At 64.5% G+C, this 13422-nt stretch carries 13 protein-coding genes; 10 read left to right on the top strand and 3 right to left on the bottom strand.

Translation table 11 applies throughout. From position 1 onward, the window contains the following. Positions 1-1441 (bottom strand): ATP-dependent helicase HrpB (hrpB, locus tag CK486_RS17235; RefSeq protein WP_095941534.1); only part of this gene is annotated, 1441 nt, incomplete at its 3' end. Positions 1442-1700: 259 nt separating this feature from the next. Here hrpB and CK486_RS17230 point away from each other — a divergent pair. From CK486_RS17230 to CK486_RS17210, 5 genes are all read left to right on the top strand, one after another. Continuing rightward, entirely contained in the window at positions 1701-2117 is a 417-nt protein-coding gene (locus CK486_RS17230) for a polyribonucleotide nucleotidyltransferase (protein ID WP_095941533.1), read from the top strand. 2 nt (positions 2118-2119) lie between these two features. After that, positions 2120-3004 carry a cation diffusion facilitator family transporter gene (locus CK486_RS17225; RefSeq protein ID WP_095941532.1) on the top strand — a complete coding sequence of 295 codons (885 nt, stop codon included), beginning with the start codon at positions 2120-2122 and terminating at the stop codon, positions 3002-3004. Positions 3005-3098: 94 nt separating this feature from the next. Then, positions 3099-3518, top strand: a complete 420-nt coding sequence (locus tag CK486_RS17220; RefSeq protein ID WP_095941531.1) for an MAPEG family protein — start codon at positions 3099-3101, stop codon at positions 3516-3518. 331 nt (positions 3519-3849) lie between these two features. Next, positions 3850-4329, top strand: a complete 480-nt coding sequence (locus CK486_RS17215) for an Lrp/AsnC family transcriptional regulator (RefSeq protein WP_095941530.1) — start codon at positions 3850-3852, stop codon at positions 4327-4329. Positions 4330-4423: 94 nt separating this feature from the next. Next, positions 4424-4642 (top strand): DUF2788 domain-containing protein, encoded by a 219-nt coding sequence (locus CK486_RS17210; protein WP_371915511.1) that lies wholly within the window; start codon positions 4424-4426, stop codon positions 4640-4642. A gap of 7 nt (positions 4643-4649) precedes the next feature. Here the strand turns inward: CK486_RS17210 and radA are convergent, their stop codons facing one another. After that, entirely contained in the window at positions 4650-6017 is a 1368-nt protein-coding gene (gene radA, locus CK486_RS17205) for a DNA repair protein RadA (RefSeq protein WP_095941529.1), read from the bottom strand. A gap of 64 nt (positions 6018-6081) precedes the next feature. Between radA and CK486_RS17200 the strand changes: the two genes are divergently transcribed. From CK486_RS17200 to CK486_RS17180, 5 genes are all read left to right on the top strand, one after another. Then, positions 6082-6579, top strand: coding sequence for a GNAT family N-acetyltransferase (locus CK486_RS17200; RefSeq protein ID WP_095941528.1), 498 nt, complete (start codon positions 6082-6084; stop codon positions 6577-6579). A 92-nt stretch (positions 6580-6671) separates the two neighbouring features. Next, positions 6672-8072 (top strand): class II fumarate hydratase, encoded by a 1401-nt coding sequence (gene fumC, locus CK486_RS17195; protein ID WP_095941527.1) that lies wholly within the window; start codon positions 6672-6674, stop codon positions 8070-8072. A gap of 72 nt (positions 8073-8144) precedes the next feature. Further along, entirely contained in the window at positions 8145-10658 is a 2514-nt protein-coding gene (locus CK486_RS17190; protein ID WP_095941526.1) for an EAL domain-containing protein, read from the top strand. 65 nt (positions 10659-10723) lie between these two features. Next, positions 10724-11158: a CopD family protein gene (locus CK486_RS17185; RefSeq protein WP_095941525.1), complete on the top strand. Its 435-nt coding sequence runs from the start codon at positions 10724-10726 to the stop codon at positions 11156-11158. Between the two features lie 140 nt (positions 11159-11298). Then, on the top strand, positions 11299-11973 hold the full coding sequence (locus tag CK486_RS17180; RefSeq protein WP_095941524.1) for a DUF3313 domain-containing protein: 675 nt from the start codon (positions 11299-11301) through the stop codon (positions 11971-11973). A gap of 56 nt (positions 11974-12029) precedes the next feature. On the opposite strand, the gene chrA is transcribed toward CK486_RS17180, so the two are convergent. After that, positions 12030-13370, bottom strand: coding sequence for a chromate efflux transporter (gene chrA / locus CK486_RS17175; RefSeq protein WP_095941523.1), 1341 nt, complete (start codon positions 13368-13370; stop codon positions 12030-12032). Positions 13371-13422 lie beyond the last annotated feature (52 nt).

Raw genomic sequence — 13422 nt, 5'->3', positions numbered from 1 at the left:
CCACCGCGGGAGCCCCCGACGCCCGCGACTCCCCCGCCAGCAGGCTCAGGCGGCTGTGCAGGTCGGCGCCAGCGCCGCGCAGGATGTCACGCTCGGAGAGCAGCGCCGCCAGATCAGCCGCCAGCGCCCCGAGCCCCAGTGCCTGACCGCGCAGCAGCAGATGGGCAATACGCGGATGCGCCGGCAACTCGGCCATGGCCTGCCCGTGGGGCGTGAGTACGCCGCGCTCATCCAGCGCACCGAGGCGCGCCAGCAAATCACGGGCCTGGGCGAAGGCAGCCGGCGGCGGCACATCCAGCCAGGCCAGATCAAAGGGTTCGACACCCCAGCGCGCCAGCTGCAGAGCCAGCCCGGCGAGGTCGGCCTGAAGGATTTCCGCCTCACCGTAGGCGGCCAGCTGATCGTGCTGGCTCTGCGACCACAAGCGGTAACACACACCCGGCTCCAGACGCCCGGCCCGACCGGCGCGCTGAGTGGCCGAAGCCCTTGAGATGCGCAGGGTGTCCAGACGGGTCATGCCGCTGGCCGGGTCGAAGCGCGGCACGCGCGCCAGGCCCGCATCCACCACGACACGCACGCCGTCGATGGTCAGGCTGGTCTCGGCGATATTGGTGGCCAGCACCACCTTGCGCATGCCGGCCGGTGCCGGCTCGATGGCCGTACGCTGTGCGGAGAGTTCCAGCTCGCCATGCAGCGGACAGAGCAACACATCCGCTCGCCCGGCCAGACTGCCCTCCAGTTGATCAGCCACCCGGCGGATCTCTGCCTGACCAGGAAGAAATACCAGCAGGCTGCCGGACTCGTCGCTCAGCGCCTGCAGCACCGTCTGTACCACGCGCGGCTCGATCCATTCGCCCGGCTGCCAGGGCGCGCCCCAGCGGATATCCACCGGGTACATGCGCCCTTCGCTGGATACCACCGGCGCTTCGCCGAGCAGCGCGGACAGCCGCTCGCCTTCCAGCGTGGCCGACATCAGCAGCACCTTGAGCGGCGTATCGCGCAGCAGCTCGCGGCCATTGAGGGTCAGCGCCAGCGCCAGATCGGCATCCAGGCTGCGTTCGTGGAATTCGTCGAAGATCACCAGCCCGACGCCCTCGAGCGCCGGGTCGTCCTGCAGGCGGCGGGCAAGAATGCCCTCGGTCACCACCTCGATGCGGGTGCGTGGGCCAACCTTGCTATCCAGGCGGATGCGGTAGCCCACCGTCTCGCCGACCGGCTCGTCCAGCTCGCTGGCCAGGCGCTCGGCGGCGGCGCGCGCGGCCAGACGCCGCGGTTCCAGCATGACGATGCTCTGCCCGGCCAGCCACGGCTCGTCGAGCAGCGCCAGCGGCACACGGGTAGTCTTGCCGGCGCCGGGCGGGGCCTCCAGCACGGCTTCGTCACGCTCGCTCAAAGCCGCGCGCAGGGCCGGCAGTACGTCATCAATCGGCAGGCGGTTCATCGTTCCTCCACACAAGGCCGACGATTATAGGGCGAACCCGGGCCGGGACAGGTGGTCTCAGAACCTGTTTACGAGCTCCTGGATTAGAGCCAGACAAGGCAAAAACGGGCGAGGAAGCGCAGTTTACGAATGGTAAATGAGCATTCCGAGATCGTTTTTAACGCGGTATGGCCGACAGCCAGGAGCTCGTAAACGGGTTCACAGGCATAACCCCAGGCGAGCTGGGGTATAGTTCGCGCCATTGCGTCAGGAGGTTTCCATGCGTTTTTCCACCCGTTTGCTCTGCGCCGCCCTCGGCACCACCCTGCTTACTCAACTGACCGCCTGCGGCACCCTGTTCTACCCGGACCGCCGCGGCCAGATCGAAGGCAAGCTTGATCCGGCGATTGTCGCCGCCAATGCCGTCGGTCTGCTGTTCTACATCATCCCCGGCCTGATCGCCTTCGGCATCGACTTCGCCACCGGCGCCATCTATTTCCCCGAGGGCAAGTACTCAGTCGCTCCGGAAAAACTGCAGAACACCCTGGGCGCCGACGGGCAGGTTGATCGCCTGAAACTCAAGGCCCTGCTGGAAGAGGAGCTGGGCCGCCGCCTGCCGCTGGACGACCCGCGCCTGCTGGAACAGCGCGGTAACCCGCAGCAACTGGCGGCCTTTGGCCTGCGCCCGGCGGCCTGACGATGACCGATTACGCCCGGCATGCCCGCCTGCTCAAACTGGCCACGCGCACCTCGCTGGCGGTGGCCATCACCCTGGTGGTGGCCAAGGCAGTGGCCTGGTGGCTGAGCGGCTCGGTCAGCCTGCTCGCCGGCCTGACCGACTCCTTGCTGGACAGCGCCGCCTCTTTCCTCAATCTGCTGGCCGTGCACTACGCCCTGAAGCCGGCCGACGAGGATCACCGCTACGGGCATGGCAAGGCCGAGGCCCTGGCCGGACTGGCCCAGGCACTGTTCATCGGCGTCAGCGCCGTGCTGGTGGGTGCCCAGGCAGTCGAACGCCTGCAGAATCCACAGCCCCTCGGCTCGGCCGAACTGGGCATTGCCGTGATGCTGCTATCGCTGGCGCTGACCGCCGGCCTGCTGCTGTTGCAGCGCCATGTGATCCGCGTGACCGGCTCCACGGCGATCCGCGCCGATTCCCTGCACTACCGCTCCGACCTGCTGCTCAACGGCAGCATCCTGCTCGCCCTGATCCTCGCCGGCATCGGCTTCAGCCAGCTCGACGCGCTGTTCGGTCTGGCCATTGCCGCCTACATCCTGTGGAGTGCCGTGGGTATCGCCCGCGAGTCGGTGGCGGTACTGATGGACCAGGAGCTGCCGCTGGAAGTCAGCGAGCGCATGCACGAACTGGTCTGCGCGGTGGACGGCGTGATCGGTGCCCACGACCTGCGCACACGCATTTCCGGCAGCCACTGGTACGTGCAACTGCATCTGGAGCTGCCGGCCAACCTGCCGCTGGTGGAGGCCCATCGCCTGTGTGAAGCCGTCGAGGCCGCCATTCATGTCGAGTTCCCTCGCGCCGAAGTGCTGGTCCACCCGGACCCGGTGGAAACCCCGGCAGACTGAGCAAAAGACCGGGGCAGACAACTAGAGTTTTTACTCTAAAAAACGCTAAGCTGGCGCCGCGACTCCCCTATAACGACAACACAAGGAGCTTCACATGACGCTGACGGCAACTGCCTGCGCGCTGCTCGGTCTGGTGGCCTGGGCCCTGGTTCTGGTCTTGCTGCTGGTCAACCAGCGCGGCCTGATGGTTATGACCGGCAAGATGAAGGTCAACGCCTTCGCCCCGGATGGCAGCAACACCCCGAGTGATTTCGGCCAGCGCCTGGTGCGCGTGCACGCCAACTGCCTGGAAAACCTGCCGCTGCAGGCCGCCGTACTGCTCTATGCCATCGCTGCCGGACAGACCGCGCTGACCGACCCACTGGCGGGCTTGCTCTTGGGTGCCCGTCTGTTCCAGTCGGTCATGCACCTGATCAGCACCAGTCCGCTGTTCGTCTGGCTTCGCTTTGCCGGCTTCTTCATCCAGCTGGGCATTCTGGCCTACTGGCTGCTGTTGCTCGGCGGGCTGATCTGACAGACCGCCTAAAACATGCACGCACAAAAAAGGAGGCCTCTGGCCTCCTTTTTTGTGTCCTTCCCAGGTGCTTGTGACACCCTTGCCTATCGCCCGTCTGATTGGACGGTGCGGACCCGGTGGCCTGCGCGACCCGGTGGGATCGGCGGCGCCGCAGCAACTGATTGGCCGCTGCGGTCGGACTGTGTTGTCCGGGCCTTGAAACTGGAACAAAGGTTACCCAGAAGGACGGGGAGATTGTTTGCGAAGATTGCCAACATCAACATCACTTGCGCAATAAATCACCAAGAACAAGAATAAACATGCAATCAATCAAAAAATCAGGCCAGTCATGAACAAACTCGACCGCTACGACCTGCGCATCCTTGCCGAATTGCAGCGCGACGCGCGCATCTCCAACCAGGAGCTGGCCGAGCGCATCGGTCTGTCCGCCTCGCCCTGCTCACGACGGGTCAAGCAGCTGGAAGACGACGGCTACATTGCCCGTCAGGTCGCCCTGCTCGATCGCAAACTGCTCGGCCTGACCCTCACCGCCTACGTGCAGATCGGTATGGACCGGCACACCCCCGAGCGTTTCGAGAACTTCGAGGCCGCCATCCGCCAGTGGCCGGAAGTGCAGGAGTGTTGCCTGGTCACCGGCATGGATGCCGACTACCAGCTCAAGGTGGTGGTCCCGGACATGGACCACTACCAGAAATTCCTCCTCGGCCGCCTGACCCGCGTCGAGGGCGTGACCAGCGTGCGCTCGAGCTTCGTGCTCAATCAGGTACTGGCCAGCACCGAGTTGCCGCTGGACCACCTGCGCAGCTGAAGGGCATCCGACAGAGCGACACTCTGTCGTCTGTCGAAGGCCCGCGCCTGCCCGTATAATCGCCGGCCGTTACGAATCCCCCGGCGAGGTCGACGTGGAAACCGAACAGTTCGAAGCCCTGATGATGTACACCCTGGTGGGTGGCCTGATGCTGTTCATGGCCTTCATCATCTGGGACCTGGCGAAGAAGTCCAAGGCCGGCCGCCTCGGCACCGCCATCCTGTTCCTCGGCCTGGGGCTGTGCCTGTTCGCCTTCGCCGCCAAGCCGATCATCGGCTACATCATCGAAGTGGCCCGGCACATCCAGAGCTGATTCGGGCCTATTCGAACAGCGCGTCCAGCGCCTGCTCCAGGCGCGTCACCGCAATCACCTGCAAGCCGGCCGGTGCTTCCTTGGGCGCATTGCCCTTGGGCACGATGGCACGCTTGAAGCCGTGCTTGGCGGCTTCTTTCAGTCGCTCCTGACCGCTCGGCACCGGGCGGATCTCGCCGGACAGGCCGATCTCGCCGAACACCAGCAGATCATGCGGCAGCGGCTTGTTGCGCAGGCTGGAAATCACCGCCGCCATCAGCGCCAGGTCCGACGCCGTCTCCAGCACCTTCACCCCGCCGACCACGTTGAGAAACACGTCCTGGTCATAGGTCGGGATGCCGCCGTGGCGGTGCAGCACGGCCAGCAGCATGGCCAGGCGGTTCTGATCCAGACCCAGTGTCACGCGTTTTGGGTTGGCCATATGGCTGGTGTCGACCAGCGCCTGCACCTCCACCAGCATCGGCCGGGTGCCTTCCCAGGTGGCCATCACCACGCTGCCAGGCACCGCCTCCTGAGCACGGGTGAGGAAGATCGCCGAGGGGTTGGTGACCTCCTTGAGGCCCTTGTCGGTCATGCCGAACACGCCCAGCTCGTTGACCGCGCCGAAGCGGTTCTTCACCGCGCGCAGCAGGCGCAGGCGACCGTCGGACTCACCCTCGAAATACAGCACCGTATCGACCATATGCTCCAGCACGCGCGGGCCGGCCAGGGCGCCCTCCTTGGTGACGTGGCCGACCAGGAAGATCGCCGTACCGCTCTGCTTGGCGAAACGCACCAAGAGCGCCGCGCTCTCGCGCACCTGGGCCACGCCACCGGGGGCGGACTGCAGCTGCTCGGTAAAGATGGTCTGGATCGAGTCGATCACCATCACCTTCGGCTGCTCGCGGCGCGCCACCTCGATGATCGACTCGATGCAGGTCTCGGTCATCACCTTGAGCTTGTCCTGCGGCAGTTCCAGGCGCCGCGCACGCATGGCCACCTGCTGCTGCGACTCCTCGCCGGTGACATACAGCGCCGGCAGACGCTGGGCGATGTTGCACAGGGTCTGCAGCAGAATGGTCGACTTGCCGATGCCCGGGTCGCCGCCGATCAGCACCACCGAGCCATCTACCAGGCCGCCGCCGAGTACCCGGTCCAGCTCACCGGAGACCGTGGAGAAGCGCGGCACCTCCTCGACGCTGACCTCGGCCAGGGTCTTGATCTGCGCCTGCTGCCCGGCCCAGCCGCCGCGCCCGGACGGTGCGCCGGCGCCACCACTCTCGATCATGGTTTCGGTCAGGGTGTTCCAGGCCCCGCACTCGCCACACTGCCCGGCCCATTTGGGAAAGGTAGCGCCGCACTCGGTGCAGCCATACATGCGCTTGGCCTTGGCCATGGAAGTCTCCGCCTGCTGGAAAAGCGGCGATAATAGCCTTCCACCCGACCACGAGTCGCCCGTCATGCAAATCCAGCTGATCCAGACCAGCGCCGAGCAATTGCCGCTGATTCGCAACCTCTACCAGTTCTACGCCTACGAGTCGTCGGACTGGGAGGAAGAGGATGTCGAGACTGATGGCCGCTTCTATGTGCACGATCCCTACCTGGCACTGTACTGGCAGCGCGAAGACTGGAGTGCGCAACTGATTCTGGTCGATGGCTTCATCGCCGGTTTCCTGCTGATCGAGCGCAGCGAGCTGCCCGGCGTCGATGCCCTGGAGTTCGCCGACCTGTTCATCCTCAAGAAGTACCGCCGTCAGGGCATCGGCCGTGCGCTGGTGGAGCAGGTGATTCTGGCCAGTCAGCACAGCTGGATCGTCAGCCTCTATCCTCAGGACCCGCTGGCGGTGCCGTTCTGGCAGGCCATGTTCGAACAGTTGCCCTTCCGCTCGCTGCAGCAACTGGTGGACGCCGAAGACCCGAGCCTGCTGACCTATCTGATCAACCAGCGCCCGCACTGAGCCGCTCGTCCAGCACGTCTACCCAGCGCACCGGCTGAACTACTCTCCAGTGAACGCAGCGGCCGCCTCAGCCCGCTGCCGGGAGGTTCTTCATGCGTGCAACCAGCCGTATCGAATGCGACTCCTTCGGCACCATTGCCGTTCCCGGCGATGCTCTGTGGGGCGCGCAGACCCAGCGCTCGCTGCTGCACTTTGCGATTTCCAGTGAGCGCCTGCCGACCGAGCTGATCATCGCCCTGGTGCAGGTCAAGCAATGCTGTGCACAGGTCAATGGCGAGCTGGGCCTGCTGCCGGCTGAGGTTGCACAGGCCATTGCCACAGCGGCCGGCGAGGTGCTGGCCGGCCAACATGCCGACGCCTTTCCGCTCAGCGTCTGGCAGACCGGCTCCGGTACCCAGAGCAACATGAACGTCAACGAGGTGCTGGCCAACCGCGCCAGCGAGCTGCTTGGCGGCGAGCGCGGTCAGCAGCGGCGGGTGCACCCCAATGATCAGGTCAACCTCGGCCAGTCATCCAACGACATCTTCCCCACCGCCATGCACCTTGCCGCCCTGCACGGCCTGTGCGACCAGTTGCTGCCGGCGCTGCGCCGGCTGCGCGAGTGCCTGGCGGAAAAAGCCGGCGAGTTCGCCGACGTCATCAAGATCGGCCGCACCCACCTGCAGGATGCCACCCCGCTGACCCTCGGCCAGGCGATATCGGCCTGGGTCGCCCAGCTGGGCCATGCCGAAAGGAGCATCGCCGCCAGCCTGGATGCCCTGTGCGAACTGGCGGTCGGCGGCACCGCCGTGGGCACCGGACTCAACACCCACCCGCAGTTCGGTGCGCGGGTCGCCGCCATGCTGGCCGAGGACAGCGGCCTGCCACTGCGCTGCGCGGGCAACCGCTTCGCCGCCCTGGCCAGCCACGACGCGCTGGTCAGCAGCCACGCCGCCCTGAAAACCCTGGCCACCACCCTGCTGAAGATCGCCAACGATGTGCGCTGGCTGGCCTCCGGGCCACGCTGCGGGCTGGGCGAGCTGCAACTGCCGGAGAACGAACCGGGCAGTTCGATCATGCCCGGCAAGGTCAACCCGACCCAGTGCGAAGCGCTGGTGATGCTCTGCTATCAGGTGCTCGGCAACGATGTGGCGCTGAGCCTTGGCGGCGCCCACGGGCAGTTCGAGCTGAATGTGTGCAAACCGCTGATCGCCCACAACTTCCTGAGCAGCGTGCGCCTGCTCAGTGACGGCATGCACAGTTTCGAGGTGCACTGCGCACGGGGCATCCGGGCCGACCGGGCCAGAATTCAGGCACTGCTGGAACACTCGCTGATGCTGGTGACCGCACTCAGCCCGCACATCGGCTATGACCAGGCGGCAGCCATCGCCAAGCATGCCCACACCGAAGGCTTGAGCCTGCGTCAGGCGGCGCTCGACCTGGGCCTGATCAGTGCCGCCGACTTCGATGCCTGGGTACGGCCAGAGCTGATGCTCGGGCCGGCGACGGACTGACGCGCCAGGGTCTAAGCTGTCCCAGAGGCGCAGCGTCGCTGCTCTGCATTATCCGAGTGACGACAAGACATCATGACCCTTGATCTGACTGCCACCCCGCTACTACCCAGCCTGCCCAGCGAACTGGCGCCGGCGCTGATGGCCGATCTGCCGCAGGGTGTTTTCATTACCAATCACCTGCAGCAGGTGGTGATGGCCAATGCGGCGTTGCTCAGCATCTGCGGCCTCAGCGAGGCCATGCTGATCGGCAAACCCGGTGACTTCTTTCTCCACCCGCTGAGCAATCCGCAACAGCATGCCGCCATCCTCGCCGCCCTCGCCGGCGAGGCCAGCTTCCAGGGCGAACTGTGCCAGCAGCGCCCCAGCGGCGAGCTGTACTGGGCCGAGCTGCACCTGACGCCACTGCATACCGCCGCCGGAGAGTTCAGCCACTGCCTGGGCACCCTGCATGACATCAGCATCCGCAAACAGATCGAACTGGAGCTGCAGGCCAGTGAGCAGCGCTACCTCGACCTGATCGAGCACATTCCCGCCGGCGTCGTGGTGCATGGCGCCCATTCGGAAATCCTCCAGGCCAATGCACGCGCGTGCGATCTGCTGGGGCTGAGCCTTGAGCAGATGCGAGGGCTGGAGGCTATTGATCCCCAATGGCAGTTCCTCAACGCCGATGGCAGCCGCCTGGCGCTGGAAAACTATCCGGTGAATCAGGTACTGCGCGACCGCCTGCGCGTGCAAAACCTGGTGGTGGGGGTCAAGCGCAACGACGCCACCGGTCTGGTCTGGGCCATGTGCAATGCCTTCCCGGTACTGGACAATCACGGCCAGCTCAGTGAGGTGGTGGTGTGCTTCACCGAAATCACCGAGCTCAAGCGCACCGAACAGGCGCTGCGCAAATCCGAGGAGCGCCTGCGGCTGGTGCTGCTTGGCTCCAACGATGCCCCCTGGGACTGGGATCTGCAGAGCCAGACGGTGTACTACGCGCCGCGCTGGTGGCAGATGATCGGCCTGGCTGTCGAGGAGCAGCCGTCGACCATCGCCCTGTGGGAAAGCCTGCTGCACCCTGACGACAAGCAGCGGGTCGATGCCAGCTTGCTACGCATTCTCGGCTCCAGCGTGCAGAGCTTCGAACTGGAATTCAGACTGCGGCACAAGGATGGCTACTACGTGCCACTGCTGTCGCGCGGTTTTATCCTCCGCGACGAAGACGGCAAGGCATTGCGCGTCTCCGGTACCAACACTGATCTCACCGAACGCAAACTGGCCGAAGAGCGTATCCACCAGTTGGCCTATTTCGATGCCCTGACCGAACTACCTAACCGCCGTCTGCTCATGGAGCAGTTGCGTAAGGCCCTGCTGGGCTGCGCCCGAAACCAGCGCCAGGGCGCTCTGCTTTTCATCGATCTGGACAACTTCAAAGCGCTCAACGACACCCTTGGCCATGACATGGGCGACCACCTGCTGCAACAGGTGGCGCAACGCCTGCGCAACAGCGTGCGCGAGGTCGATACCGTGGCACGTTTGGGCGGTGACGAGTTCGTGGTGATGCTCGAAGACCTGAGCGATGAGCCGCAGGAAACAGCCATGCAGGCGGAAATGGTCGGACAGAAAATTCTCGCTGAGCTGAACCGTCCCTACAGCCTCAAAGAGCGCCCGTACCACAGCACACCCAGCATCGGCATAGCACTGTTCGATGTGCACACCGCAGGCCTCGATGAGCTGCTCAAGCAGGCCGACGTGGCCATGTACCAGGCCAAGGCCGAAGGACGTAATACCCTGCGCTTCTTTGACCCCGGCATGCAGGCCAGCGTCGACCGCCGCGTGGCCCTGGAGCAGGACCTGCGCGATGGTCTGCAGCGCGGCGAGCTACTGGTCTACTGCCAGCCCCAGGTCAACGCCAGCAAGCAGGTGATCGGCGGTGAAATACTGGTGCGCTGGAACAGCCCGAGTCGCGGCATGGTCTCGCCGGCCGAGTTCATTCCGCTGGCCGAAGCCACCGGCCTGATCCTGCCACTGGGCGAATTCGTACTGCGTCAGGCCTGCCAGCACCTCGCGGCCTGGGCTAAGGAGCCAGCACTGGCGAACCTCACTCTGGCGGTGAATGTCAGCGCGCAGCAGATGCACGAGGACCTCTTCGTCGAACAGGTGCTCGGCATCCTTCTGGAAACCGGCGCCAACCCGCAGCGCCTCAAGCTGGAGCTGACCGAGAGCCTGCTGGCCAAGAATATCGACGAAATCATCGCCAAGATGAATCGCCTGCGCAGCCACGGCATCAGCTTTTCGCTGGACGACTTCGGCACTGGTTACTCCTCGCTCAGCTACCTCAACCGCTTCCCGCTGGAGCAGCTGAAGATCGATCAGTCCTTCGTCCACGATGCGGTCATCGATACAAGCAATGCCGACATCGCTCGGGTCATCATCGCCCTGGCCGACAAGCTGCAGCTGAAAGTGATCGCCGAAGGCGTTGAAACCACCGAACAGCACCAGTTTCTGCTCGACAACGGCTGCCAGCACTTTCAGGGTTTCCTGTTCGGCCGACCGATGTCCATAAATGAATTTACTGCGCACTGCCAGCACACCAAAGACTGACTTGATCCGTATCATCCTGCGCCTACTGACGCTCGGGCAGACTGGCCGCAAAAAGGAGTCTGGCCATGCGCATCCTGCTGTATTTCCACCTGCTCGGCGCCAGCGTCTGGATTGGCGGCCATCTGGTGCTGGCCCTCGGCATTCTGCCGGGCGCCCTGCGACGGGGCGATGTACAGGCCATCCGCAACTTCGAGCAGATCTTTGAAAAGATCGGTCTGCCGGCTCTTCTGCTGCAGGTGGTCACCGGCCTGTGGCTGGCCAGCCTGTGGCTACCACATGCCCTTTGGCTGGGCGACAGCCCGCAGGCGACGCTGATCCAGACCAAGCTCGGCCTGCTGGCGCTGACCGCCGCCCTCGGCGTGCATGCACGCCTGGTGCTGATCCCGCGCCTGACTGCCGAACGCCTGCCAGCCCTGGGCTGGCACATTACCCTGATCACCCTCTCGGCGCTGGCCTTTGCCTGGGTTGGCAGCGGCTTCCGCTTTGGCGGCCTGGTGTAACCACTGAAAACACGCCAAAAGCGCTCTGCCTTCATTGCTTTGTCATCATAAAGCTTGCAATCTCCACGCAGTTTGGCCGGTCACGACAGATGCGCCGAAGACTTGCCAATGGACACTCCTTCCAATGACAAGGACCCGCCATGCCGACACTGCGCCCCCTCGCCACTGCCCTGCTGCTGGGCAGCCTGACCCTTACCGGCTGCACCGCCAAGTACACGGACCAGCAGCAATTCTCCGGCTACCTGCGCGATTACTCGAAGCTGGAGAAAACCGAATCGGCTTCCGGCCAGCCAGTACTGCGCTGGGTCGACCCGAACTTCAAGGAGCAGAACTACCGTAACCTGGTGGTGCAGAGCGTGCAGTTCTACCCAGCGCCCAAACCGTCCGAACAGGTCAACACTCAGGCTCTGGAAGAGCTGTATCGCTACACCAACACTCAGGTCAGAAGTGCACTGGGCAAGAAGTACCAGCTGATCGAGCTGAAGAACGGTGCCAACATCAGCGGCAGCCAGACCCTGATCCTGCGCGCCGCGATCACCGGTGTTTCGACCAGCACCGAGTCGCTCAAACCTTACGAGATTCTGCCGATCGCCCTGGTCGCCGCCGCTGCCTGGACGGCGGCAGGTGAACGAGACAAGAACAGCGAGCTGTACCTGGAAGCCGAGTTCATCGACGCCAGCACCGGAAAACCCGTTCTGCAGGTGGTGCGCAAAGGCTTCGGCAAAAACCTGGACAACGACAAGCAGCAGGTCACTCTCGACACCCTCAAAGGCGTGATCGACGGTGTAGTTCGCGACATCGAGAAGTTCCACTAACCTAGGCACCGTAAAACAAAAGGGGCTCCTCGGAGCCCCTTTTTACTGTTGAGGCGTTACCTCAGCAGCTGCACCAGCAGGCCCAGCATGGCAGCCCCGGCCAGAACCTCGATCACCCCGCGTTTGAACCACAGCAGCGCCAGCGCCGCGAGCAGAGCAATCACTGCCGCCGGCCACTCGAAGGTTCCCGACCAGCCCTGCGGCCAGAGCACGTGCCAGGCGAAGAACAGGGCCAGATTGACGATCACCCCCACCACCGCCGCGGTAATGCCGGTCAGCGGCGCGGTGAACTTCAGCTCGTTGTGGGTCGACTCCACCAGCGGCCCGCCGGCAAGGATGAAAAGAAACGAGGGCAGGAAGGTAAACCAGGTGACCAGCACCGCCGCCAGCGCGCCACCGATAAAGGCCGACTCGGGGCCGAATACCGGCTGCACATAGGCACCGACGAAGCCGACAAAGGCCACCACCATGATCAGCGGCCCCGGTGTGGTTTCCCCCAGCGCCAGACCATCAATCATCTGCGTCGGCGTCAGCCAGCCGTAATGGCCTACCGCTCCCTGATAAACGTAAGGCAGCACGGCATAGGCGCCGCCGAAGGTGAGCAGCGCCGCCTTGGTGAAGAACCAGGCCATCTGCGTCAGCGTGCCATGCCAACCGAACAGCGCACACAGCACGGCCATCGGCAACAGCCAGAGCAATCCGCCGACCAGCAGCAGGATCATCAGACGCGACAGACGAAAGCGCGCATGAGCGGGCGGCGGCGTGTCGTCGTCGATCAGCGACGGGCCATAATCGCGCTGCTGCGCCACATGGCCGCCGCCGACGGCAAAATGCTGCGGTGCCAGACGCCCGCCGACAAAACCGGCCAGCGCCGCGCCGAGCACGATCAACGGGAACGGTACGTCAAGGGCAAAGATGGCGACAAAGGCCGCCCCCGCAATCGCCCACAGGCAGTTGTTCTTCAGCGCACGCGAGCCGATGCGGTGCGCCGCCTGCAGCACGATGGCCGTCACCGCCGGTTTGATGCCGTAGAACAACCCGGCCACCAGCGGCTGCTCGCCATAGGCGATGTACAGCCAGGACAGGGCGATCAGGATGAACAGCGAGGGCAGCACGAACAGCACCCCGGCGACGATGCCGCCCCAGTGGCGGTGCAGCAGCCAGCCGATATAGATCGCCAGCTGCTGGGCCTCGGGGCCGGGCAGCACCATGCAGTAGTTCAGCGCATGCAGGAAGCGCCGCTCGGAAATCCAGCGCCGCCGTTCGACCAGTTCCTGATGCATGATTGCGATCTGCCCGGCCGGCCCGCCAAAGCTGATAAAGCCCAGCTTGAGCCAGAAGTAAAAGGCCGTGAGGAAACTAACCCGCGCAGGGACGGCAGAGGCACTATTGCTCATGGTGCAAGAGCCCGGAAATGACAGAGCCGGCACTCTAGCAGTTTGCCAATGA

Source organism: Pseudomonas sp. HAR-UPW-AIA-41 (genome assembly GCF_002304225.1).
In the GTDB taxonomy this organism is placed as follows: domain Bacteria; phylum Pseudomonadota; class Gammaproteobacteria; order Pseudomonadales; family Pseudomonadaceae; genus Aquipseudomonas.
This window is presented reverse-complemented; position numbering and strand designations above follow the sequence as displayed.

Excerpts from the sequence above, each read along its gene's own strand:
- CK486_RS17180 (WP_095941524.1), top strand. The coding sequence starts at position 11,299 with ATGCCGACACTGCGCCCCCTCGCCACTGCCCTGCTGCTGGGCAGCCTG.
- CK486_RS17215 (WP_095941530.1), top strand. The coding sequence starts at position 3,850 with ATGAACAAACTCGACCGCTACGACCTGCGCATCCTTGCCGAATTGCAG.
- CK486_RS17190 (WP_095941526.1), top strand. The coding sequence starts at position 8,145 with ATGACCCTTGATCTGACTGCCACCCCGCTACTACCCAGCCTGCCCAGC.
- CK486_RS17230 (WP_095941533.1), top strand. The coding sequence starts at position 1,701 with ATGCGTTTTTCCACCCGTTTGCTCTGCGCCGCCCTCGGCACCACCCTG.
- CK486_RS17220 (WP_095941531.1), top strand. The coding sequence starts at position 3,099 with ATGACGCTGACGGCAACTGCCTGCGCGCTGCTCGGTCTGGTGGCCTGG.
- CK486_RS17200 (WP_095941528.1), top strand. The coding sequence starts at position 6,082 with ATGCAAATCCAGCTGATCCAGACCAGCGCCGAGCAATTGCCGCTGATT.
- CK486_RS17185 (WP_095941525.1), top strand. The coding sequence starts at position 10,724 with ATGCGCATCCTGCTGTATTTCCACCTGCTCGGCGCCAGCGTCTGGATT.
- chrA (WP_095941523.1), bottom strand. The coding sequence starts at position 13,370 with ATGAGCAATAGTGCCTCTGCCGTCCCTGCGCGGGTTAGTTTCCTCACG.
- fumC (WP_095941527.1), top strand. The coding sequence starts at position 6,672 with ATGCGTGCAACCAGCCGTATCGAATGCGACTCCTTCGGCACCATTGCC.
- radA (WP_095941529.1), bottom strand. The coding sequence starts at position 6,017 with ATGGCCAAGGCCAAGCGCATGTATGGCTGCACCGAGTGCGGCGCTACC.
- CK486_RS17225 (WP_095941532.1), top strand. The coding sequence starts at position 2,120 with ATGACCGATTACGCCCGGCATGCCCGCCTGCTCAAACTGGCCACGCGC.